This window comes from Rhodospirillales bacterium (assembly GCA_028824295.1).
In the GTDB taxonomy this organism is placed as follows: Bacteria; Pseudomonadota; Alphaproteobacteria; order TMED109; family TMED109; genus VXPW01.
Genome location: JAPPED010000026.1, coordinates 47,703 through 69,040, shown reverse-complemented (window position 1 = coordinate 69,040; position 21,338 = coordinate 47,703). Strand labels below are relative to the sequence as shown.

General features: G+C 65.7%; 18 protein-coding genes and 1 pseudogene. 14 read left to right on the top strand and 5 right to left on the bottom strand.

Annotation, left to right across the window (positions count from 1 at the left end; translation table 11 throughout):
• Window positions 1–28: 28 nt before the first annotated feature.
• Entirely contained in the window at window positions 29–1,096 is a 1,068-nt protein-coding gene (purM, locus tag OXH60_10885; GenBank protein ID MDE0712623.1) for a phosphoribosylformylglycinamidine cyclo-ligase, read from the top strand.
• On the top strand, window positions 1,084–1,731 hold the full coding sequence (gene purN / locus OXH60_10880) for a phosphoribosylglycinamide formyltransferase (protein MDE0712622.1): 648 nt from the start codon (window positions 1,084–1,086) through the stop codon (window positions 1,729–1,731). The genes purM and purN overlap by 13 nt, the downstream gene beginning before the upstream one ends.
• Here purN and ndk read toward each other — a convergent pair.
• From ndk to OXH60_10865, 3 genes and pseudogenes are all read right to left on the bottom strand, one after another.
• Window positions 1,698–2,102, bottom strand: coding sequence for a nucleoside-diphosphate kinase (gene ndk / locus OXH60_10875; GenBank protein ID MDE0712621.1), 405 nt, complete (start codon window positions 2,100–2,102; stop codon window positions 1,698–1,700). The two genes, purN and ndk, sit on opposite strands and share 34 nt — an antisense overlap.
• A 210-nt stretch (window positions 2,103–2,312) precedes the next feature.
• A pseudogene (locus OXH60_10870) lies at window positions 2,313–2,681 on the bottom strand (DNA polymerase III subunit chi).
• Window positions 2,678–4,174, bottom strand: a complete 1,497-nt coding sequence (locus OXH60_10865) for a leucyl aminopeptidase (GenBank protein MDE0712620.1) — start codon at window positions 4,172–4,174, stop codon at window positions 2,678–2,680. The pseudogene OXH60_10870 and the gene OXH60_10865 overlap by 4 nt, the downstream one beginning before the upstream one ends.
• Before the next feature lie 154 nt (window positions 4,175–4,328).
• Here OXH60_10865 and OXH60_10860 point away from each other — a divergent pair, with 154 nt between their 5' ends.
• From OXH60_10860 to OXH60_10815, 10 genes are all read left to right on the top strand, one after another.
• Window positions 4,329–4,517 (top strand): hypothetical protein, encoded by a 189-nt coding sequence (locus OXH60_10860; protein MDE0712619.1) that lies wholly within the window; start codon window positions 4,329–4,331, stop codon window positions 4,515–4,517.
• A gap of 223 nt (window positions 4,518–4,740) precedes the next feature.
• Window positions 4,741–7,014, top strand: a complete 2,274-nt coding sequence (locus OXH60_10855; GenBank protein MDE0712618.1) for an NADP-dependent malic enzyme — start codon at window positions 4,741–4,743, stop codon at window positions 7,012–7,014.
• Between the two features lie 18 nt (window positions 7,015–7,032).
• A complete protein-coding gene (locus OXH60_10850; GenBank protein ID MDE0712617.1) occupies window positions 7,033–8,394 on the top strand; it encodes an ATP-binding protein in 1,362 nt (453 codons plus the stop codon).
• A gap of 101 nt (window positions 8,395–8,495) precedes the next feature.
• A complete protein-coding gene (locus tag OXH60_10845) occupies window positions 8,496–9,545 on the top strand; it encodes a substrate-binding domain-containing protein (protein MDE0712616.1) in 1,050 nt (349 codons plus the stop codon).
• Window positions 9,546–9,598: 53 nt separating this feature from the next.
• Entirely contained in the window at window positions 9,599–10,951 is a 1,353-nt protein-coding gene (pstC, locus tag OXH60_10840) for a phosphate ABC transporter permease subunit PstC (GenBank protein ID MDE0712615.1), read from the top strand.
• Complete coding sequence (gene pstA, locus OXH60_10835) at window positions 10,944–12,212, top strand: phosphate ABC transporter permease PstA (protein MDE0712614.1); 1,269 nt, start codon at window positions 10,944–10,946, stop codon at window positions 12,210–12,212. The genes pstC and pstA overlap by 8 nt, the downstream gene beginning before the upstream one ends.
• Window positions 12,206–12,991 carry a phosphate ABC transporter ATP-binding protein PstB gene (gene pstB / locus OXH60_10830; protein ID MDE0712613.1) on the top strand — a complete coding sequence of 262 codons (786 nt, stop codon included), beginning with the start codon at window positions 12,206–12,208 and terminating at the stop codon, window positions 12,989–12,991. The genes pstA and pstB overlap by 7 nt, the downstream gene beginning before the upstream one ends.
• Before the next feature lie 15 nt (window positions 12,992–13,006).
• Window positions 13,007–13,729 (top strand): phosphate signaling complex protein PhoU, encoded by a 723-nt coding sequence (phoU, locus tag OXH60_10825; protein MDE0712612.1) that lies wholly within the window; start codon window positions 13,007–13,009, stop codon window positions 13,727–13,729.
• Window positions 13,726–14,424, top strand: a complete 699-nt coding sequence (locus OXH60_10820; protein ID MDE0712611.1) for a winged helix-turn-helix domain-containing protein — start codon at window positions 13,726–13,728, stop codon at window positions 14,422–14,424. The genes phoU and OXH60_10820 overlap by 4 nt, the downstream gene beginning before the upstream one ends.
• Before the next feature lie 177 nt (window positions 14,425–14,601).
• Window positions 14,602–15,693, top strand: coding sequence for a TRAP transporter substrate-binding protein (locus OXH60_10815; protein MDE0712610.1), 1,092 nt, complete (start codon window positions 14,602–14,604; stop codon window positions 15,691–15,693).
• A 6-nt stretch (window positions 15,694–15,699) separates the two neighbouring features.
• Here the strand turns inward: OXH60_10815 and OXH60_10810 are convergent, their stop codons facing one another.
• Both OXH60_10810 and OXH60_10805 read right to left on the bottom strand, forming a co-directional pair.
• Window positions 15,700–16,497, bottom strand: coding sequence for a phytanoyl-CoA dioxygenase family protein (locus OXH60_10810; GenBank protein MDE0712609.1), 798 nt, complete (start codon window positions 16,495–16,497; stop codon window positions 15,700–15,702).
• Between the two features lie 179 nt (window positions 16,498–16,676).
• Complete coding sequence (locus OXH60_10805; protein ID MDE0712608.1) at window positions 16,677–18,923, bottom strand: 4Fe-4S binding protein; 2,247 nt, start codon at window positions 18,921–18,923, stop codon at window positions 16,677–16,679.
• 274 nt (window positions 18,924–19,197) lie between these two features.
• Here OXH60_10805 and OXH60_10800 point away from each other — a divergent pair, with 274 nt between their 5' ends.
• Complete coding sequence (locus tag OXH60_10800) at window positions 19,198–20,193, top strand: hypothetical protein (protein MDE0712607.1); 996 nt, start codon at window positions 19,198–19,200, stop codon at window positions 20,191–20,193.
• A 24-nt stretch (window positions 20,194–20,217) separates the two neighbouring features.
• Window positions 20,218–21,327, top strand: coding sequence for a mandelate racemase (locus OXH60_10795; GenBank protein ID MDE0712606.1), 1,110 nt, complete (start codon window positions 20,218–20,220; stop codon window positions 21,325–21,327).
• The last annotated feature ends 11 nt before the right edge of the window (window positions 21,328–21,338 follow it).

Genomic DNA, 21,338 nt, shown 5'->3' with positions numbered 1-21,338 from the left:
GATCGCCACGGAGCGACCACGTGCGTCGATGACGGGTTCCAAGCAGTACACCTATTCAGGAGCGGGCGTCGACACCAGCGCCGCAGAGCAGCTGGTGGCCCGGCTGGCGCCGCTGGTCCGTACGACCGCCCGGGCCGGGACGACCGGCGACCTCGGCGGCTTCGGCGCGGTCTACGATCTCCAGCGCGAGGGATTCCGGGACCCGTTGCTCGTGGCCGCGACCGACGGGGTTGGGACCAAGCTGCTGCTCGCGGAATCGGTCGGCAGGCACAACGGAATCGGGATCGACCTCGTTGCGATGTCCGTCAATGATCTCCTGGTGCAGGGCGCGCAGCCGCTCTTCTTTCTCGACTACTTCGCGACCGGCCGCCTCGACCCCGAGCACGCGTTTCAGGTGCTGCAGGGGGTGGTTGAGGGTTGCCGGCAGGCAGGATGCACGCTGGCGGGTGGCGAAACGGCCGAATTGCCTGGCCTCTATTCGGGCCGGGCCTACGACCTTGCCGGTTTCGCGGTGGGGGCGGTTGAACGGGACAGCGTGCTCCCTCGCGATGATCTCGAGCCGGGGGATATCGTCCTGGCGCTGGAGAGCGACGGACTGCATGCCAACGGCTTCTCGCTGGTGCGGGCGATCGTCGCTGGGGAACGATTCGACCTGGCTGGCCCGGCCCCCTTCGCGCCGGACCGGTCCTTGGGCGAGGCGCTCCTCGATCCGACCCGGATCTATGTGCGCCAGCTCCTGCCGGTGCTGGCCACTGGCACTGTCAAGGCGTTGGCGCATATCACCGGCGGCGGCATCGCTGCCAATCTGGCGCGCGTACTTCCGACCGGCACGCAGGTCACGCTCGACGGCGCCGCCCTGCGCCTGCCACCACTGTTCGACTGGCTCCGCGTGGCTGGCGGGCTGAACGCCGACACTCTGTTCGGCACGTTCAATTGCGGCGCCGGGATGCTGCTCGTCGCGCCATCCGCCGCGGCCGAGCGGATTCAGCAAGACCTTGAAGGGAACGGGATGCGTGCTTGGCCGGTGGGAACGGTGAGCACGGGCGATGGGCCGGCAGTGGCCATCGAGCACCCGGAGTCCGCGTGGCAGTACTGAACGTGGCCGTGCTCGTCTCCGGGCGCGGCTCCAACCTGCAGGCGCTGCTCGACCGGGCCGCCATCGCGGCCGGTGCCGGGTTTCGGATTGCTCTCGTGGTGTCTGATCAACCGCGCGCGGCGGCGCTCGAGCGCGCCGCAACGGCAGGTGTTTCCGCGGTGGTCATCGAGCGCGCGGCAGGGGAGCGGCGCGCGGCATTTGACACCCGGCTTTCCAAGGCCCTTGAACGCGCGGGCGTGGAGCTGATTTGCCTGGCGGGCTTCATGCGGATTCTCGGACCGGGCTTTGTCGATCACTGGCGCGGCCGGCTGATCAACATCCATCCATCGCTGTTGCCGGCGTATCCGGGGCTGGACACGCACGCACGCGTGCTGCGTGACGGCGTTCGACGTCACGGGTGCACGGTGCACTGGGTCCGCTCGGAGGTGGATGCCGGTCCCGTTATTGCCCAGGCGGCAGTACCGGTTCGGCCAGGCGACGATCCCGCGACTCTGGCCACCCGCGTCCTGTCCGCCGAGCACGGGCTCTATCCGGAGGTGGTGGCCGCTATCGCCGCCGGTCGGCTCAGCGATCCCGGAGGAATCGGGCCTGGTGGGCCGGTTCAGCCCACGATGTCGAGCGCGGAGAAGAAGTAGGCGATCTCGCGTGCGGCCGACGCAGGCGAATCCGACCCGTGGATCGCGTTCTGCTCGATCGAGGATCCAAAGTCCTTCCGAAGCGTCCCGGGGTCGGCGTCGCCTGGATCGGTGGCACCCATCACCTGGCGGTTGCGCACGATCGCGTCCTCGCCTTCCAGCACCTGGACCACCACCGGTCCGGAGGTCATGAAGTCGCAAAGCGACTGGAAGAACGGGCGCTCCTGGTGCTCCGCATAGAAGCCCTCGGCGGCGGCCCGCGTGAGCTGGAGGCGTCGCTGTGCGACGACGCGCAGACCCGCTTCCTCTAGCCGGGCAACGATGCTGCCGGTCACGTTGGCCTGTGTGGCGTCGGGCTTGATGATCGACAGGGTGCGTTCGACGGACGGCGGATCGCGGGGGGGCGGCCCGCCGTCACCGGATTTGCTGGCCGCGGCATCGTCGGCGTCGGACTCGTCAGCCTCGGACACTTCCGTCGCGGCCGGGGGGGCAGCCTCGGCCGCCGCTGCCGCGCGCTCCCACCGGCCCTCGTCGGTCTGGACCGACCACTGCAGGCCGCCGGTCTCCGAGCGAGCCCGTCCGAACGCCTCGGCAGACCGCGTGGCTTCCGGGTCGGTCGCGTCGTAGAGCATGCAGACCCGCTGGAACGCATCGGCATCCGAATCGTCCGCACCGTCGAGCAGCACCAGCAACTGCGCACGGTTGGGCACGGCTGTGGTTGTGGTGAGGAAGACAGGCAGCTCCTCGGGATGATCGTCGCCGTCCGCACCGTGCGGAAGGAACGCGGTTCCTCCCTCCCACAGACTGGCATTGAGTGCCTCGATCCGCTCCGCATCCGGGGAGCGAACCACGGCCCGCATGTCCTGCCGCAAGGCCGCGTGCAGCAGCTTCGGGACTACCGATCCGACGGGCTGCGTGCAGCCGTAGAGGTGGATCTGCGGTCCACTCATTCAAGGTTGTCCGCGACGTAGCGATCCAGCAGGCGCACGCCGAAGGCGGTCCCTCCGGGCGGAACCAGGGGCCGACCGCGGGTCCGCCAGGTGACGCCGGCGATATCCAGATGGGCCCACGGGATGCCGTCGATGAAGCGCTCCAGGAGCTTGGCGCCCGCGATGCTGCCGGCGTAACGGCCGGAGCCCACATTCTTCATATCGGCGATGCGCGACTCGATGTGCCGGTCATATTCGCTGTCGAGCGGGAAACGCCAGATTTTCTCATTGACCGCGTCGCCGGCCGCACCGAGGCGGTCAGCCAGCTGGTCATCGTTGCAGAACAGCCCGGCCCGCTCCTGACCCAGCGCCACGAGGATGGCGCCAGTCAGCGTCGCGAGGTCGATCACCGCCTTCGGCTTGAACTTCTGCTGAGCGAACCACAGGGCGTCGGCGAGCACGAGCCGACCCTCCGCGTCCGTATTGATCACCTCGATCGTCTGGCCGTTCATGGTGGTGACGACATCGCCGGGACGCTGCGCCGTGCCGGACGGCATGTTCTCCACCAGTCCGACCACGCCCACGACATGTGCTTTCGCCTTCCGGCCCGCGATCGCCTTCATGGTGCCGAGCACCACGCCGGCGCCCCCCATGTCCCACTTCATGTCTTCCATCGACGCCGATGGCTTGATCGAGATCCCGCCCGTATCAAACGTCACGCCCTTGCCGACCAGTGCGAGATCGGGCCGTGTGGTTCGGCGCCCGCGCCAGCGGAGAGTCACCACCCTCGGTTCGTTGGCGCTGCCTTGGGCCACCCCGAGCAGGGCGCCCATGCCCAGCGCTTTCAAACGAGCCGGCGCCAGCACGTCCACCTCGACCCCGAGTGGGCGGAGGCTGCGGGCAGCCGCGGCGAGTTGCACGGGGGTCAGGATGTTGGCCGGTTCGGAGACCAGGTCGCGCGTGAAGAAGACCCCGTCGGCGATCCGGTCGAGTGCCGAAAAACGTTTTTCCGCCGCGCCGACCGGGTCAGCTGTCACGGCGACGGCGCTGATGACGGGTTTCTGCTCGTCCTTGAGCCGGGTCTGGTACCGGTCGAAACGGTAGCTCTGCAGGCGGATGCCGTAGGCGATCTGGGCGGCGGCCTCGGGCGCGTCCACCGTCACCCCGGCCGGCAGGTCCGAGAACACCGTCGCCCGCGCTACCCGGTGCCGGTCAAGCGCCTGCGCAATCGCCGCGCCGATCCGGGCCACGGCTTCCGCATCGATCTTTGCAACATCGTCCAGTCCGACCAGCATGACGCTGTCCGCCGCGATTCCGGTCGGCGCCGGAAACAGCATGGTTTTGCCGAAGCTCGCCTGGAAGCGGTGGGCCTTGGCCCCTTTCAGCAGCGCTCCCTTGAGGCGCCGGTCAAGGTCTCGACCGCTGGCGGAAAGCTTGCCGCCTTTGCCGACGGCGACGACAACCGCACCGCTCCGGGGCAGCGACGGCTTGATGAAACTTAAGTCAATGGACATGGGCGAAGTTCCGATGGTGGGCCGGAAGGTGTCCGGCACGTTCCTGGATCAGTAGTTGAGGACCTGTACCAGCACGTAAATGGCCGCTGCGGCGAACACGATCGTGCCGATTGTGACCCAAACCAGGCTCCGGTCGTTGGAAGGTGAATTAGCCATGAGAGGTTCCCTGTCATCGGCGTTGCTGCGTGGTACGGCTCGCCCGAGAAACGGGGCCAGCGGTTCGCAGAATGGAAGCCGGGGCCGCAACTTTCAAGGCACGCTGCCGGGCCACGATACCGCCGCGCCCCGGATCGCGGCGTTCACGCTCGTGCCGACCGAAGGCGCCCGGCGACACGCGACGTGAAGGAGAGGCACAGCAGCCGAACCCACACCGGTCGGCAGGGAAGCGGAGTTTTCGCTACGATGCAAGGTGCAATGAGGCGCTTGGGCCGGATTCGGTTGCCTGCCTGCTCTGAAGGCGGATGTGCGACCCTGTTCCGCGCGTGGTACCCGGGCACCCAGGAATCTCCGAAGACAGGACAGGGCACGGGTGCGGCCAGTTTGGCCCGATGCACCCGGAATCGCACATGACCGACCAGACGCCGCTTCACAGCTACACCACCGAGGAGGCGCTCGAGTTTCATCGTCGCGGCAAGCCGGGCAAATTGGAAATCGCTCCCACCAAGCCCCTGGTGACGGCCCGGGATCTCTCGCTCGCATATTCTCCCGGCGTCGCCATTCCCTGCCTGGAAATCGAGCGTGATCCGAGTGCGGCCTTTGACCTGACGTCCAAGGGCAACACCGTGGCCGTGGTCTCCAACGGCAGCGCGGTGCTCGGTCTCGGCAATCTCGGAGCCCTGGCCTCGAAGCCCGTCATGGAGGGCAAGGCCGTCCTGTTCAAGCGCTTCGCGGACATCGACGCGATCGATATCGAGGTGGATACCGAAGACGTGGACGAGTTTGTCCAGACCATTCGGACGGTTGCCCGCAGCTGGGGCGGGATCAACCTCGAGGACGTCAAGGCGCCCGAGTGCTTCATCATCGAGCAGCAGCTGTCCGCCGCGCTCGATATTCCCGTCTTTCACGATGACCAGCATGGCACGGCGATCATCGCGGTTGCCGGGCTGCTGAACGCGCTCGATTTGACCGGTCGGACCCTCGAGAACACGCGCATCGTCATCAACGGCGCCGGGGCGGCGGGGATCGCGTGCGCCGAATTGCTCCAGGCCATGGGGTGCCAGCCGGGCAGCACCGTGCTCTGCGACCGCTCCGGTGTCATCTACCAGGGACGGGACGGGGTCAATCAGTGGAAGTCCGCCCATGCCGTCCGCACCAGCGACCGCACGCTTGCGGATGCCCTGAAGGGGGCGGACGTGGCGTTCGGGTTGTCGGCCAAGGGAGCATTCACCGCGGACATGATGCGGTCGATGGCAAAAAAACCGGTCGTCTTTGCGATGGCCAATCCGGACCCGGAGATTCGGCCGGAGGACCTGGCCGAGGTGCGGGAAGATGCGATCGTCGCGACCGGCCGTTCCGATTACCCGAACCAGGTCAACAACGTTCTGGGATTCCCGTACATCTTCCGGGGCGCGCTCGATGTGCGGGCCCCCACGATCAACATGGAGATGAAGATCGCCGCCACCGAGGCCCTCGCGGCGCTCGCGCGCGAGGATGTCCCTGACGAGGTGGCGGCGGCCTATGCCGGACGGACCCTGCGTTACGGTCCGGAACACATCATTCCCAAGCCATTCGATCCGAGGCTGATCACGCAGATTCCGCCGGCGGTGGCGGAGGCAGCCATCGCCTCCGGCGTTGCCAAGCGCCCGATTCGTGATGCAGTCGAGTACCAGCGCACCCTGGCCACGCGGCTCGACCGGACGGCGTCATTCATGCAGGTACTGGGTGACCGGGTGCGCGCCACGCCGCGGCGCATGGTGTTTGCCGAGGGGGACGAGAGCCGGATGATCCGCGCGGCCGCGCGCTGGCGGGACGAGGGCTACGGCACCCCGGTGCTCGTGGGCAACGAAGAGCGCGTGCTGGCCAGCATGGACCGGTTGGGCATCCGGTCGGCCGCGGGCCTGGAAATCCTCAATGCCGCCGTCAGCACGCGTACCGACGCCTATACGGACTTCCTGTACGGGCGCCTCGCCCGCAAGGGCTACCTGAGGCGCGACTGCCAACGTCTCGTCAACCGCAACCGCAACGTGTTCTCCGCCTGTGCCGTCGCGCTCGGCGATGCGGATGCGCTGGTTACCGGGACCACCCGCAATCAGTATTCGGCGCTGGCCGACATCCGGCGGGTCATCGACCCGCCGGCCAACGGCGAGATCTTCGGCCTCTCGATCGCGGTGACCGGGGGGCGGACGCTGTTCATTGCTGACAGCACGATCCATGAGACGCCGACGCCGACCCAGCTCGCCGACATCGCGGTTGGCGCGGCGTCGACGGCACGCCGCTTCGGCCATGAACCGAAGGTTGCCCTGCTGTCGTTTGCAAACTTTGGTCAGCCCATGAGTCCGGAAACCGAGCGGGTGCGACGGGCTGTCGAGATCCTGGACGAGCGCGAGGCCGATTTCGCCTACGACGGCGAGATGGCGCCGGATATCGCGTTGCGCACCGATCTGCAGGAGCATTACCCGATTTGCCGACTGGACGGGCCCGCCAACGTGCTGGTAATGCCGGGGTTGCACGCCGCCAGCATTGCCGTCCACCTGCTGTGCGAGACGGGCGGGTGCCAGATCCTCGGTCCGATGCTGACGGGCCTGACGCATTCGGCGCAGATCACGCGGATGGGCGCACGCGTGTCGGAGATCGTCACGGCCGCCATCCTGGCGGCGCACGGGGCTGTAGACGGAGAGTAGTTCAGGAGCTGCAGCTCTGTGCCGATTGCCGAGGTATTCCGAGCGGTCCTGCGCACCGCCTCGCCGCCGGGCGTGGTGCTGCTGGGGGCGGTCGCCACGGCGCAGCTGGACTGGCAGGTCGCTTTCGCAGTTTGGGGCGCCACGCTCGTACTCGGGGTCGGCATTGCCCTCTTGGAGGTCCGCGATTCCCGGCGGCTAGTCCGATGGGTCCGGGCCATGCGTGACGGAGATTCCGGCGCCCATGCGGAAGTCTTCGGCGGAAGCCTTCGCGAGCTTTCCCGGCACCTCGGTCAACTGGAATCCGAGGTGGGCCGCATCCGTTCCGGTGTCGCCGACCGTGATCGGTTCCTCGACGGACTCCTGCTCGCGCTGCCCATGCCGGTGCTGACGCTGAATCCCGACGGCAGGGTGACCGACGCCAATGCCGCCGCTGCGAAACTGTTCCAGAAGACCCCGCCCGGCCACGCACTACCCGAGCTCACCCGCGTGCCGGCCTGCCTGCAGGCGGTCGACACGGCCGGGCGTGAGCGTACGGTGCAGACGGTCCAGTGCCGGCTTCCGGCCCAGGACGGCAGCCTGTACCAGGTGTCGGTGCATCCGTTCGAGGTGAATGCCGGGGCCGCGCCGCGCCGGGTCATGGTCTGCCTGGAGCTTGCCGATTCCACGCCCCGCGAGACGGCCCGGACGACGTTCCTCGCCAACGCCAGCCACGAATTCCGGACACCGCTGACGGCAATTCTCGGCATGGTGGAAACATTGCAGGGGCCAGGGCGCGACGACCCCGAGGTGCGGACCCTCTACCTGGACCGGCTCGGCAAGCAGGCGGGCCGGATGGTGACGCTAGTCGACGACATGATCCATCTGTCGGCCGTCGAGATGAGCGAGGCATTGCCGCCTGACGGCAGGGTGGATCTGGTTCCGCTTGCCCGCGCGGTAACGGAGGACCTGACGTGGCAGGCCGCGGTCCAGTCGATGGACGTCAAGGTGGAGGTGCCGACCGATCCGGTTGAAGTGACCGGCGATGCCGACCAACTGCGCCAACTGCTGACCAACCTGCTCAGCAACGCGATCAAGCATGGCCGGCAGGGAGGGAGCGTCCGCGTGGAGGTGGGCCCGAAGCCAGCCCGGATCACGGTGACCGATGACGGCGAAGGCATTCCGCCGGGCGAAACGGAACGCGTATTCGAGCGGTTCTACCGATCCGCCCAGGCCCGCAACCGCCGTATCCCTGGCCACGGGCTCGGACTCGCCATCGTGAAGCACGTTGCCCGCCGACATGGCGCCGCCCTTGATGTACAGAGTGAGCCGGGCGTCGGTTGCGCGATCAGCGTGACATTCGAAGGCTTGCCGCCGCCGCCGCTCGACCCGACTGTCACATAATCTTCGTATTCCATACACAATTGGTGACGACGGTATCAGGTACCAATGGTGGAAACGGGGCCGGCTCTAGCCCTGCATCCTCTTCAGGAGCATTCCGCACCATGCACACTCGTCTCGTCGCCGCAGTCTTCGTCGCGGGCGCCGTAGCCGCCGTGGCCGGTACCGCTCAGGCACGCGACCAGATCAACATCGTCGGATCCTCGACCGTCTATCCCTTCGCAACCGTGGTCGCGGAGAACTTCGGCCGGGGTTCGGACTTCAAGACACCCAAGATCGAAGCCACCGGATCCGGTGGCGGCATGAAGCTCTTTTGCGCCGGCCTTGGAACCGATCACCCCGACATCACCAATGCCTCTCGCCGCATGATGAGTAGCGAGCTTGAGAAGTGCCGGGCGAACGGTGTCCAGGACGTCGTCGAGATCAAGATCGGCTACGACGGCATCGTCATCGCCAACGCGAAGACCGTCCCGGAGGCGCACTTCACGTTGCGCCACCTTTTCCTCGCCCTAGCGAAGCAGGTACCGGAAGGCAATCAAGAAGGTGGCAAGCTGGTCGACAATCCGAACCAGACGTGGGCGGACGTCGACCCTGCCCTTCCTAACGTTGCCATTGAGGTGCTGGGCCCGCCGCCGACCTCCGGCACGCGCGACGCCTTCAACGAGCTTGCCGTCGAGGGCGGATGCAAGACGTTCCCGGGGCTGCAGGCCATCGAGCAGGAAGACAAGAACCGCTACAAGGCGATTTGCCGAGGTATTCGAGAAGACGGGGCCTACATCGAGGCAGGCGAGAACGACAATCTGATCGTGCAGAAGCTGGCCGAGAACCCCAACGCCTTCGGCGTCTTCGGCTTTTCGTTCCTCGACCAGAACCGTGACGCTGTGAAGGGCGCATCCATCGACGGGGTGGCACCCGAGTTCGAGAACATCGCGACGCGGGCCTACCCGGTGTCCCGGCCGCTCTACTTCTACGTGAAGAAAGCGCACGTTGGCGTGATCCCCGGAATCCGCGAGTACATTTCCGCCTTCACCAGCGATGACGCCTGGGGTGACGAGGGCTACCTGACGGACCGGGGCCTGATCCCTCTCCCGACCGACGAGCGGACGATGTTTGGCGACGATGCCGCTAATCTAACCCCGCTTGAGAGCCTCTGATCGCAACCAGGACGGGGGTGGCCCAGGCTTTCGCGCCGCCCCTTTCGTTTCCCATGTTGCTGTCGTACCTCCCTCTCCTGATCATCGCGCTGTTCGGTGTCGGCGCGTTCTACGCCTCGCGCGCGCGAATCAGCGCGGCGCCGCAACGGTCGTTGCCCGGACTTCCGGGGCACTACGGTTGGTACGGGACGCTCTGGACGGTGGTGCCGGCAGCCCTCGTCTATGCGGTATGGACCGTCGTCGATGACCAGGTCATCCGCAATCTCGTCCTCTCCGACTTTCCGGACCTGTCGGGTACGGCGGCTACGCTGCTCTACGTTTCGATCGAGAATGCCGCTGCGGGCGTGGTGACCGATCACGTTCCGATGGCGTCGGTGGAACTGCTGCTGAACCTTGAGAATCTCAGCGCAGCGGCGCGCTTCGCCCTGGTAACGGCAGTTTCCGTTCTCGGATTCTTCTGGGGCTGGCGACGGATTCGTCCGGAGCTGACGGCCCGCGATCGGGTTGAGACAGCGCTGCTGGTGGCGCTGTTCATTGCATCGATCATCGCGATTCTGACGACCGTCGGGATCGTGCTGTCTCTGGTGTTCGAGACCTTCCGATTCTTCCAGCTGGTCTCGCCGTTCGAGTTCTTCTTCGGTCTGGAATGGTCTCCGCAGATCGCGCTGCGTGAAGACCAGGTCGCCGCATCCGGTGCCTTCGGGGCCGTGCCGGTGTTCGCCGGCACCCTGCTGATCACGGTCATCGCGATGCTGGTGGCCGGTCCGATCGGCCTGATGTCGGCAATCTATCTCGCGGAGTACGCCCACCCTCGGGTCCGCGCCGTGATCAAGCCGCTGCTCGAAATCCTCGCCGGGATCCCGACCGTCGTCTACGGGTTCTTCGCGGCGCTCGTCCTGGCGCCGAGCATGCGCAATCTGGGTGTGGACCTGGGGCTCACCATCTCCTCGGAGAGCGCGCTGGCTGCAGGACTGATCATGGGCATCATGATCATCCCGTTCGTGTCATCCCTATCCGATGACATCATGACTGCCGTGCCGATGTCCCTCCGCGAGGGCTCTTACGGTCTTGGAGCCACGGCCTCGGAAACGATTAAACGCGTGATTCTGCCGGCGGCCACCCCGGGAATCGTCGGCGGCTTCATGCTCGCGATCTCGCGCGCGATCGGCGAAACGATGATCGTGGTGATGGCGGCCGGTCTGGCGGCCAACCTGACGGCGAATCCGTTTGAGGCCGTAACGACGGTGACGGTCCAGATTGCCACCCTGCTGGTCGGCGACCATGAGTTTGATTCGGAAAAGACCATGGCGGCCTTTGCACTGGGACTCACGTTGTTCATCGTGACTCTGGCCCTCAACGTGGTCGCACTTCGGGTCGTCCAGAAGTACAGCGAACGGTATGAGTAGCTACGCCCCCACGACGATCAGCTCCCAGGCGGCGGCCAACCGGTTGCTGCTACGGCGCAAGCGGGCCGAACGGCGGTTCCAGCTGTACGGGATTCTCGCGATCTCGGCGGCTTTGGGTTTCCTGGTCGTATTTCTCGCGAGCATCGTCAGCCGCGGCTACATGGGTTTCGTGCAGACCGAAGTGCGGCTGACGGTCAATTTCGACCAGGAGCTCATCGAAGCCGGAAGCTACCGGAAGATGCTGCGCACGAGTCTGTTGGAGTTGTTCCCCAACGCTGGCAGTTCGCGTGCGGAGCGCCGGGCGCTGGCGGGATTGGTGAGCGCAGGCACAGTGTTTGTCCTGCGGGAGACGGTTGAGGCGGATCCCGCCATCATCGGGACTGTGGAGGACGTGTGGGTACTGGCGTCGGACCCGGTCGACCAGTTCTACAAGGGGCGGATCGACGCCGCCCTGCCGGAAGAGGAGCGCCCCATCTCGGATGCCTCCCTGGCCCGCATCGCCGCGCTCGAGGAAGCCGGGCGCATCGACCTGCGCTTCAACCGCAGCTTCTTCACGCGAGGCGACAGCCGCAACCCGGAGGAAGCGGGAATCCTTGCCGCCATCGTCGGTTCTGCACTGGCGCTCCTGGTGACCATCGTGCTCTCGTTCCCGGTTGGCGTGATGACGGCCGTATATCTGGAAGCGTTCGCTCCGAAGAACCGGATTACCCGGCTGATCGAAATCAACATCAACAATCTTGCTGCGGTACCTTCGATCGTCTTTGGGCTGCTAGGCCTCGCGGTGTTCCTGAACGTATTCGGACTGCCGAGGTCCGCCCCGATATCCGGCGGTCTCGTGCTGAGCCTGATGACACTCCCCACCATCATCATCTCCTCGCGCGCAGCCATCCGGGCGGTGCCGCCGTCATTTGCCGAGGCGGCGATCGGGCTGGGCGCGAGCCGGGTGCAGGCCATCTTCCATCACGTGCTGCCGGCCGCGGCACCGGGCACGCTGACGGGAGCCATTATCGGTATGGCACGGGCATTGGGAGAGACGGCGCCATTGCTGATGATGGGGATGGTCGCCTTTGTCGTGGAAATCCCGGGTGGCTTCACTGACCCATCCACGGTGCTTCCAGCCCAGGTCTATCTCTGGGCTGACAGTCCGGAGCGCGGCTTCGCCGAGAAGACAGCTGCCGCGACTATTGTGCTTCTGGGTTTCTTGCTGGTGATGAACGGACTCGCTGTCTATCTCCGCCGAAAGTTCGAGAAGCAATGGTGAACGTAAGCGTTCTCTCCAACCCGCAGCCAAAGCTGGTAGCGCGCGCGGTGTCGGTCTACTACGGCGCGAAGCAGGCACTCTTCGATATCGACCTGGACATCATGTCACGCGAGGTCACCGCGTTTATCGGACCGTCCGGATGCGGCAAGTCAACCTTCCTCCGATGCTTTAACCGCATGAATGATCTGATCGACGACTGCCGAAGCACCGGAAGCATGTTGCTTGACGGCAGCGACATCGCGGGCCCGGATGTCGATGTCGTGCAGTTGCGAATGCGCATCGGCATGGTGTTCCAGAAACCGAACCCGTTCCCCAAGTCCGTCTACGACAATGTGGCCTACGGTCCTCGTCTCCATGGCATGGCGCCGACGCGGGGCGACCTCGACGAAATCGTCGAAACCAGCCTGCGACGAGCCGGGATCTGGGATGAGGTCAAAGACCGGGTCGACCAGCCGGGAACCAGCCTGTCGGGCGGTCAGCAGCAACGCCTCTGCATTGCTCGCGCAATCGCCGTACGCCCGGATGTGCTGCTGATGGATGAGCCGTGTTCGGCGCTTGATCCGATCGCCACGGCGACGATCGAGGGGTTGATCGACGAACTCAAGTCCGAGTACACGATCATCATCGTGACCCACAACATGCAACAGGCAGCCCGCGTCTCGCAAAAGACGGCCTTCCTGAATCTGGGCCGGTTGATCGAGTTCGACGAGACACAAAGAATCTTCACCAATCCTTCCGAACCGTCGACCCAAGACTACATCACAGGTCGCTTCGGATAGCCGCAGGAGCTGCGCATGCCCGCCGAACATACGGTCAAAGCTTTCACCGAGGATCTCGACAAGATCGAGCGCAGCTTGCTCGAGATGGGCGGTTTGGTGGAGGCTCAGATTGCGCGCGCCGTCACGGCGGTCGCGCAACGCGACAGCGAGTCGGCCCCGCGGATCATTGAGCAGGATTCAGAGATCGACCGCTACGAGCAAGATATCCAGGATCAGGTCGAACGGCTGTTTGCGCTCCGCCAGCCGGTCGCACAGGATCTGCGCATGACGATCTCCGCGATCCAGATCGCAGGCTATCTGGAGCGTGCCGGGGACCTCGCGGCCAGCATGGCGCGACGATCCATCGTTCTGTGTGAAACGAGGGAGGTGCCGGGGCTCTACGCGCTTCCGAAACTGGGCGACGCCTCACACACGATGCTCAAGGATGCACTGGATGCGTACCGCGACCGCAACGTCGATCAGGCAAAGTCGATCCGGCATCGCGACCGGGAACTCGACGACATGTACGTCGCCCTGTGCCGGGAGCTCCTGACCCACATGCTGGAGGACCCGCACCGCATCACGCCGGGCGTCCACCTGCTGTTCGTGGCCAAGAATCTCGAACGCATCGCGGATCATGCGACCAACATTGCAGAGCTCGTGGACTACGTGACGACCGGGACCCGGGCGTCCGAGGACCGCCCTCGGGGGCGGGGCTTCCTCATGGAGGGCGCGCCGTCACCTGACGATCCGACATGACCCACCGCGTTCTGGTCGTCGAGGACGACGACGAGATTCGTGATCTGATCCGTTACAACCTGGTGGCCGGCGGCCTGGAAGTCGACGAAGCGGACGACGGCGCCCAGGCGCTTGACATGCTTCGCAGGAACCTGCCGGACCTAGCGGTGGTTGACTGGATGCTGCCCACCGTTTCGGGCGTTGACATCTGCCGCGCGGTCCGGCGCGAGCCGTCAACCAGCAAGCTCCCCATCCTGATCCTCACCGCCCGCAAGACGGAAAAGGACATGTTGCAGGGATTCTCCGGCGGGGCGGACGATTACATGGTGAAGCCGTTTTCGACGGCGGAGCTTCTGGCGCGGGTGCGTGCACTTCTGCGGCGCAGCCGCCATGCTGCCGACGAGCACGAAGAATCGTACTTCTACCACGATCTCGAACTGAGCCCGGTGACCCATCGAGTCAGTCGGGCCGGCCGGCGGGTTCACCTGGGGCCGACCGAATTCCGTTTGCTGCGCAAGCTGATCGAGGCTCCGGAGCGCGTGTTCACGCGCCAGCAGCTGCTCGACTCGGTGTGGGGCGAGAACATCTACGTCGAGGAACGCACCGTCGACGTGCACATCCGGCGGCTGCGAAAGGCGCTTAACGAAGGCGGCGGCCTAGACCTGATTCGAACCGTGTGGGCCACCGGCTACGCGCTGGACGTCGACAGCACGTAGTTCGGGCCGGTCCGATCTCCCGGGCGCCCGGGGGGCGCCGCCCCCGCGGTCGCGGCTCTGACGTTGCCTCGGGGCGGGCCGCCAATCGTTGCAATTCGGCCGCCAAGCTGGAATGGTGCGGTCCGCCCGCGACTGTGGTCCGGCGATCCCCGGCGTGTTGTTTCAGGAGGTCCGCACATGCGGAATGCAATCCTTTTTGGCTTGGCGGGAGTTGCCGTCGGCGTACTGATCACGTACTTCGCGGGCGGCGGCGGCGAGCCGGTTTCCCAGACGGAGGAAGCCGCGCCGGCGCCCGTCGTGCAGGACACCGTGCGCTGGAAGATGGCGAGCACGTTCGCCGGATCGCTCACGCAGCTGGGATCACTCGGCATTCGGGTTCAGGATCAGGTCGAAGCCGTCTCGGACGGTGCCGTGCAGATCAAGTTCTTCGATCCCGGTGCGCTGGTGCCGGCACTCGAGATCTTCGATGCGGTGTCCAGCGGCGGGCTCGACGCCGGCTGGTCGACGCCGGGTTACTGGGCCGGGAAGGTGCCTGCGTTGCAGCTCTTTGCGGCGGTTCCGTTCGGGCCGCCGGCCAACGAGTACATGGCCTGGTTCTACTTCGGCGGCGGCAAGGAGCTGTTCGAGGAGATCTACGCCCGGCACAACATCCGCGGCATCCTGTGCGGCGTGATCCCGCCGGAGGCGTCCGGCTGGTTCCGGCAGCCGATCGAGAGCGTCGATGACCTGCAGGGCCTGAAGATGCGCTTCTTCGGTCTGGGCGCCAAGGTGATGGACCGGGTCGGTGCTTCCACGCAGCTGCTGGCCGGCGGTGACATCTTTCCGGCTCTTGAACTGGGAACCATCGACGCGACCGAATTCTCCATGCCGGCGATCGACCTGAACCTCGGTTTCTACCAGGTGGCCAAGCACTACTACTTCCCCGGCTGGCATCAGCAGTCCACGAACTTCGAGCTGATGATCAACATGGATCGCTGGAACAGCATTTCACCGCTACGGCAGACGCAGATCGAAACGGTCTGCGGAGACAATTTCCGGCACTCGATCGCGGAAGGCGAAACCATTCAGATCGCTGCGCTCGAGGAGCTGCAGCGCAAGGGCGTGACGATCCACACGTGGCCGGAAGCCATGCTGGCGACGTTTCGTTCCGCCTGGGAGGAAGTCGTGGCGGCGGAGGCCGCGGCAGATGCGGACTTCGCGCGCGTCTGGGACTCGCTGACGACGTTCCGGGAGCGGTACAAGCTCTGGCGGGACCTCGGCTACCTCTAGCCCGTATCAGCGATCGGTCACGACGGTGTTCTGCCCGGAAACGTCGCGGCCGCGCACAAGGTACAGGTCCCGCTTCGCGAACTCGACGGTGCCGGATCGCTCTTCCAGGGCCTTGCCGAGCCGGCGGTCCCACACCGACGTCGTCGGCATGTAGCGACAGACGTAGCCGGCCCGCCGCCGACCCGACCGGTTCGGCGCGCTGCCGTGCGCTAGGAAGACGTCGTGAAAGGAGATCTGGCCGGCCTCGAGGACGATGTCGCGCGCAGTCGTGTAGTCGACCGACGGATCGCACAGTTCCTCGTTCAGGGTGATGTCCTCGCCCTCGCGTCGGTGATGCTGGAGGATGTGACGGTTGCGATGGGTGCCGGGGAGCACGCGCAGGCAGCCGTTCTCCGAAGAGGCGTCATCGATTGCGATCCAGGCCGAACAGCTGGCGAGCGGGCAAATGGGCCAGTACTCCCCGTCCTGGTGCCATGGCGTTTCCTTGCCCACATTCGCGGGTTTTCCAAACACCGTGGAGCCCCAGAGCAGAAAGTCGGGCCCGATCAGCTGCTCCACCATGTCAAGCACCTCGGGGATGCGGGCGAATTCCAGCCAGGCGTCATCGCCTTCGAGCCCCTGCGTGCCGGCCTTCCGGAGGTGCGGACAGAACATGTTGTCGCTGGTCATGTGGCCGTTGGCGTCGACAAGCTTGTCGAGCGCGCTGCGCATCGCTTCGATGGTCTCGGCGGGCAAGCGCCAATCGGCGGTGACGTGGCCGTCGCGCCCGTAGGCTTCCACCTGCGCATCTGAAAGTCGTGCCATGGCCCCCTCCGGCCGGCGCCAGCGCCGATTTCGCCGCCACCTGTGCTGCCAAGGCGCGTTGGCGGTGGAAGGTAGGTCAGATGCGCCGGTGGGCGCAAGTTCGGAAGCCCCGGAAGCGATGCGGCCCGCCTCAGGCTGGCGGTCCGTGTCCGGGTTTTCCGGCAAGGGTGCGGCCGGCTTCAGTCCTTGACGGCCGCCACCGCCGGCGTGGCGCCGACCGTCATGTCCGGCGCGGTCTGTCGACGCCGTGCCCGGACCAGTGGCGGGCATACGTGCTCGTCGTGGTAGATCACTTGGCAGTCAAGGCAGTAGAAGCACTCGTCCATGCGGATCGAGCCGTTGGGTGCGATCGCGTTGATCGGGCACCGTCGTGCGCACAGCTGGCACGGGGAGCCGCACTCGTCGCGGCGCTTCAGGGGATTCCGGATCCGCAACTTGCCGCCGATGGCCAGTGCCGCGCCGAGCGGGCAGAGAAACCGGCAGAAGAAACGCTCGATGAACACCCCTGCCACCAGCAGACCGCCGGCATAGAGGACGAACGGCCATGCTCGATCAAACCGCAGTGAAATGGCGGTCTTGAAGGGTTCGATTTCCGAGGCAGTGCCCGCCAGGTCCATATCGTGGAATGACAGTGCGACCAGGACGGCGAGGACCACGTATTTCACCGGCCAAAGCCACTGGTGCGCCCGGTAGCTCGGCACGAACTGCCGGATTCGCAGCGCCTGTGCCGCCTTGCCGAGCAGTTCCTGGAGCGCGCCGAAGGGACACAGCCAGCCGCAATAGATTCCGCGGCCAAACAGGAAGAACGTGACCAGGACGAACACCGCGACGAGCACGATCAGTGGATCCGACAGCAGGACGGCTAGCCCGGTCTGGGAGACCGCCGACTGCAGCCACGTCAGGATGTTGAGAATGGTCACCTGGGCACCCGCATACCAGCCCATCCAGACGAGCACGAAGCCGAGGAACCCGAGTCGGACCCACTGCAGCAAGACCGGTCTCCGGGACAACCTGCCGTGCACTGCCAGGATGCCGCTCAGGACCACCAGGGAAGTCACGAGAATGGCGATGTTGACGCGCTGGGCGTCCCATGCGGCTACCCAGACCGGCGCGTCGTGATCAGCCGCGAGCACCGCCGTGTTGGTCGGCAGCAGCACAAACTGGTCGTCCAGCACGTAGTCCAGCCCGAACCAGGCCCCGTTGGCTCCCTCCTGGTCCTCCACCAGCACTTCCAGTGTCCAGGGTTTGACCGGGTCAATTCCGGTTTCGGCCGGAATCCAGAAAAGGCCGATCTCGCCGAAGTCCGGCTTGTCCGTTCCGTGGAGGAACCCGAGGTAGCGATAGCGGTCCTTGCTGAGCTCGAAGGTCTGGCCCTCCTGCAGCAGACGCAGGCGCCGAAACGGTCCGCTCGACAGATGCTTTTCGCCGTCGATGGAGTACGGACCGATCGTCATGATGCAGAGCATGAGATCGTTCGGGTTACGTCCGCTGACGAACAGGTCGTGCCACGTGTTCCCGAGCAGATTCCGGCCGACCGTCGGCGTCATGGCCGGGCCGGCGTAGATGTCCAGCAGCAGGTCTTCCGGGAAGGGCGGAGTCGCCGCGCGGCTGGCGCGTTCGTTGGCGTAGACGTACAGGTCGGCCGCGCCCATTCCGCTGGCAGACAGGTCGGGCTCTGTGACGCCGACCGCCGCGGCCGCGTCCTTCGAAATCCGCAGCCGCCCGATGGTGTTGTGCTCGACCAGTGCATCAAACCCTCGGGGGTGGAATGTCACGATGTCCAGCACCGGCTGATCGTGCAGCCGGATGCCCTTTGCCCGCGCGACGATCCGGGCCGCCCGCAGGATCGCCTCATTGAAGAGCACGGCGCTGATCGTGGCCGACGAGATGCCGTCGATGGAGCCGGGTTCACTGGACTGGGTCAGCTGCACCCTGAGCGGCGCCCGAATGTCCACGTCCACGTACTGGCGTGCAAACCGGGGCACCAGGTCCTGCAGCATGATGAGATCGATGATGGGTTCGCGATGCGCGACCACCCGGGCTCCGGCCAGCGTCCCGTCCAGCCGCAGCCCGACGGCGATCAGGAATTCAAGCGACGAGAATCCCAGCGATTCCGTGATGTCGCGGGTCACGAACATGTACCCCTGCAGAACCCCGCCCGCGAAGACGGGCGCCACTGGCGGGTCCGATTCCATCGGCTCGACGGCGTCTGCGTCCGCGAAGAGTTCCTGCACCAACTGGAACGACAGCCAGTCAGCGCCCAGGCCCGGGTTGGTCCAGGTGGCGAGGGGCACGGGGTACGCTTCTTCCTCGCCGTAGCCTTGGAGTTTCGTCGGCGTGGATTCGTCGGCCTGGGCCACCGCGCGGGGCGGGTGCGGGGCCAGTCCGGCCACCAGCAGCGCGCAGACGATCAGCAATGCCCGCATGGGTCTCACTCCCAGTGCAGCCAGGGACACCGGTCCAAACCCCGCGATTGTCCAGCGCGGTCGAGAACGGTCAACGGCCCGGTGCCGGTCAGAACCATAGCCATTTGTCGCCCGGGAAGGGATGCCGGGAACCGGCGGGCGATGCTGCACCGCGACGCCGGCCCCGGCCGCCGCCTGGTGCCACTATGCTTGCGGACCAGCGCTGCCCGGCATCCATTGCCCGTACCCCTGCCCCACGACGGACGCCTGGGTGGCGAACGGGGAGGGCCAAGCCTTGGCGACGGACCTGTTGTTTGGCATCCAGACCAACGGAATCAAGCACACGCACGCAGACCCGATGCCGGAGATCGATACCCGGTTCCGGATGGTCCGGGACGCCGGCGTGTTCGACTACGTTGACAAGACCCCGGCGCCGGGCGAGGTGAGGGAGTTCCTGGCGGCGAGAGACAAGTACGGGATCCCTGTGCGTGCGGGAGGCTGGTTCTACACGCTGGGGCGTGACGAGGATTTGCTCGTCCACAATCTGGAGGTTGGTCGGGAACTGGGCTCGCTGGTGCACAACGTGCAGTTCCTGGCGAATCATGCCGATGGCCACGAAGTGACGGACGATGAAGTGGTCAGCGCCTGCTTGCGGGCCGCCGAGGCAGGAGACCGGATTGGCGTCACGCCCTGTTTCGAGGTTCACGTCAACATGTGGTCGGAGGACTTCCGTCGCGTGGAGTCCGTGGGGCGATCGGTCGAGTCGCACGGCGTGCCGTTCAACATGACGCTCGACCACAGCCACGTAATCTTCAAGATCGACAACCCCGAAGAACAGGATATCGGCGGGATCCGTGAGGCGGTGGCCGCCGGTGAAATCGTGTTGGATCCGTACGCGCCGGGAAACGTTTGCCAGCGCTGGATCGATTTCGGCTGGGTGCGTCACTGCCATGCCCGTGCCGCGGTTCCCAACAATCCTAAGAATGTCGCCGCGGTCGATGAGGACGGGAACCCCGGCCGGGGAATCCAGTATCCGTTCAAGCAGCCAGCACCCGGCGAATATCACACCGAATGGCGGGAAGCTGCCCTGGAGCCGTGGAAGGAAGTGATCCGGGCCCTGTTGCGACACCACGCTGCCGACGACGCGGCGACGCTTGGCCAGATTTCGACCGAGTTCATTCCCAACCTGGACTACGGCGAGGGATGTCAGTACTCGCTGTTCGAGCAAGCCGTCGCCTGTGTGGAATGGATGCGCGCCACCTGGGCCGATCTGCGCCCAACTGCCCACTGAACCGCCGTCCCGGCTGGAGGATCCATGAAGATCACCGACGTCACCGTCACGCTGTTTCAGTGGGACGACATTCCCGCTACGTCCTACAACCGCCACACCGGGATCTTCGGTGGCACCAGCGAGATGGGGTTGGTGACGATCCACACCGACGAAGGCCTCGAGGGGCATGCGTTCCTGGGGTCGGCGCTCGACGGCGCGCACGCCGACGGCCCCGACTTCATCCGCCACCTGAAGCCGCTCTTGATGGAGCGAAATCCGCTCGACCGTGAACGGCTGTACGACGACCTCTGCCACCGGAACCGTGCCGTGGCCTGGCGCGCCATCGGCGCCGCTGACATCGCGCTGTGGGACCTGGCGGGAAAGGCGGCCGGACTGCCCGTGCACCAGTTGATCGGCACGTATCGGCACAGCGTGCCGGCGTACGCGTCGTCAGCGCTGCTGCCATCGAAGGAGGCGTATGCCGAGGAAGCGGTGCGGATCAAGGAAGCCGGGTGGGCGGCCTACAAGATTCACCCTCCCACACGCTGGGCGGAAGATATCGAGGTGTGCCGCGCCGTGCGGCAGGCCGTCGGGGACGATTACCGGGTCATGCTAGATTCGACCTGGAGTTACTCCTTCCAGCACGCGATCCGCGTCGGCCGCGCCATCGAGGAACTCGGGTTCTACTGGTACGAGGATCCGCTTGCCGACGACGACATCTACAACTGCGTCAAGCTTCGGGAAAAGCTGAACATTCCCCTGATGGCGACCGAGTACTCGCCAGGCGGGTTCACGGCATACGTCCCGTGGATCATGATGCGAGCGACCGATTACCTGCGCGGCGACGTGGCGGTCAAAGGCGGAATTACCGGCATTCTGAAGACCGCGCATTTGGCTGAGGCGTTCGGGATGAACTACGAGGTTCATCACGGCGGCAACTCGCACAACAATTGGGCCAACCTGCACGTGATCGCCGCCATTCCCAACACGGAATTCTTCGAGGTGCTGCTGCCGGCGGACGCCCAGAAGTACGGCCTCGTCGAGGACTTGAGCCCGGACTCCGATGGTCTCGTCTATCCGCCGAGCCGACCTGGTATCGGCGCTGAGATCGATTTCGATCTGATCGAACGCAAGCAGACCGCCATCCTCAGCTGAGCTGCGGACCG

Bases quoted from the DNA above. Each gene is read 5' to 3' on its own strand.
- purM (MDE0712623.1), top strand. From the start codon at position 29: ATGACGGGTTCCAAGCAGTACACCTATTCAGGAGCGGGCGTCGACACC.
- OXH60_10865 (MDE0712620.1), bottom strand. From the start codon at position 4,174: ATGTCCATTGACTTAAGTTTCATCAAGCCGTCGCTGCCCCGGAGCGGT.
- OXH60_10860 (MDE0712619.1), top strand. From the start codon at position 4,329: ATGAGAGGTTCCCTGTCATCGGCGTTGCTGCGTGGTACGGCTCGCCCG.
- OXH60_10855 (MDE0712618.1), top strand. From the start codon at position 4,741: ATGACCGACCAGACGCCGCTTCACAGCTACACCACCGAGGAGGCGCTC.
- OXH60_10845 (MDE0712616.1), top strand. From the start codon at position 8,496: ATGCACACTCGTCTCGTCGCCGCAGTCTTCGTCGCGGGCGCCGTAGCC.
- pstC (MDE0712615.1), top strand. From the start codon at position 9,599: ATGTTGCTGTCGTACCTCCCTCTCCTGATCATCGCGCTGTTCGGTGTC.
- pstA (MDE0712614.1), top strand. From the start codon at position 10,944: ATGAGTAGCTACGCCCCCACGACGATCAGCTCCCAGGCGGCGGCCAAC.
- pstB (MDE0712613.1), top strand. From the start codon at position 12,206: ATGGTGAACGTAAGCGTTCTCTCCAACCCGCAGCCAAAGCTGGTAGCG.
- phoU (MDE0712612.1), top strand. From the start codon at position 13,007: ATGCCCGCCGAACATACGGTCAAAGCTTTCACCGAGGATCTCGACAAG.
- OXH60_10820 (MDE0712611.1), top strand. From the start codon at position 13,726: ATGACCCACCGCGTTCTGGTCGTCGAGGACGACGACGAGATTCGTGAT.
- OXH60_10815 (MDE0712610.1), top strand. From the start codon at position 14,602: ATGCGGAATGCAATCCTTTTTGGCTTGGCGGGAGTTGCCGTCGGCGTA.
- OXH60_10810 (MDE0712609.1), bottom strand. From the start codon at position 16,497: ATGGCACGACTTTCAGATGCGCAGGTGGAAGCCTACGGGCGCGACGGC.
- OXH60_10805 (MDE0712608.1), bottom strand. From the start codon at position 18,923: ATGCGGGCATTGCTGATCGTCTGCGCGCTGCTGGTGGCCGGACTGGCC.
- OXH60_10795 (MDE0712606.1), top strand. From the start codon at position 20,218: ATGAAGATCACCGACGTCACCGTCACGCTGTTTCAGTGGGACGACATT.